Source organism: Streptomyces sp. NPDC111606 (genome assembly GCF_055656945.1).
On the sequence record NZ_JBVKBY010000044.1, the window covers coordinates 1 to 1,115 of the forward strand.

The window sequence follows — 1,115 nt, forward strand, 5'->3', positions numbered from 1 at the left end:
CCTTGAAAGCGTGGGCCACCGGTCTCGGCACCGTCGACCAGGTGGGTTTGGAAGGCACCGGCTGCTCCGGTGTCGGCCTGTCCAGGTGGCTGCGGCAACACGGTCACCGTGTCGTCGAGGTCAACCGCCCCGACCGTCAGACACGCCGCCGTCGCGGCAAGTCCGATGTCGTCGATGCCGAAGCCGCCGCACGGGCAGTGCAGGCCGGGACCGCGACAGCGACCCCGAAGTCCGGTGACGGCGCTGTCGAGATGATCCGGGCCCTGCGGGTCGCCCGACGCAGTGCGATGAAAGCACGCACGCAAGCCGTCAACCAGCTCAAAGCCCTGATCGTCACCGCTCCTGACGTCCTTCGCGAACACATCCGCAGGCTGCACCGAATGGAACTGATCCGCACTGTCACACGGTGGCGCCCAGGGGCCGAACCAGACACGCTGACCACGGTCACCAAACTGGCCATGCAGTCCATCGCCCACCGCTACCTGCAGCTCGACGACGAGATATCAGAGCTGGACGGCCACCTGCAGCGGCTCGTCACCCGGGCTGCACCGGAACTCATGGCCGTCAAAGGACTCGGTGCCGAGACCGTCGCAGCCCTGCTCGTTGCTGCCGGCGACAACCCAGGACGCCTTCGCTCAGAGTCTGCCTTCGCCCACCTCTGCGGCGTCGCCCCGATCCCCGCGTCCTCCGGCAAGACCAGCCGCCACCGCCTCAACCGCGGCGGCGACCGTCAGGCCAACCACGCCCTCTACATGATCACCGTCAGCCGCATGGCTTGGGAGCCACGCACACGCGCCTACGTGGCCCGCAGAACAGCCGAAGGCAAGACGAAGAGCGAGATCATTCGCTGCTTGAAACGACACATCGCCCGTGAGGTCTACGGCCTACTCGTCCCGCGAACCCCAGCGCAGCCACCTGCCCGCGACGATCTGGCAACCGCAGCCTGACCTTCCTTGACAGCTATAGGAGCATCGGCAAGGTCGAACGCTTCAACCGCACCCTGCTCGACGAATGGGCCTACCTGCGGCCCTACACCAGCAACACCGAACGCGCCGACGCCCTGGCAGACTTCCTGCGCACCTACAACCACCACCGCTGCCACACCGCACTCGGCG

Annotated in this window: 1 protein-coding gene and 1 pseudogene; both read left to right on the top strand. The window is 66.9% G+C overall.

Annotated elements, in window-relative coordinates; translation table 11 throughout:
- Nucleotides 1-947 (top strand): IS110 family RNA-guided transposase (locus tag ACZ7M7_RS45010; RefSeq protein ID WP_472127657.1); only part of this gene is annotated, 947 nt, incomplete at its 5' end.
- A 26-nt stretch (nucleotides 948-973) separates the two neighbouring features.
- Nucleotides 974-1,115, top strand: a pseudogene (locus ACZ7M7_RS45015) (integrase core domain-containing protein); the annotation flags it as partial.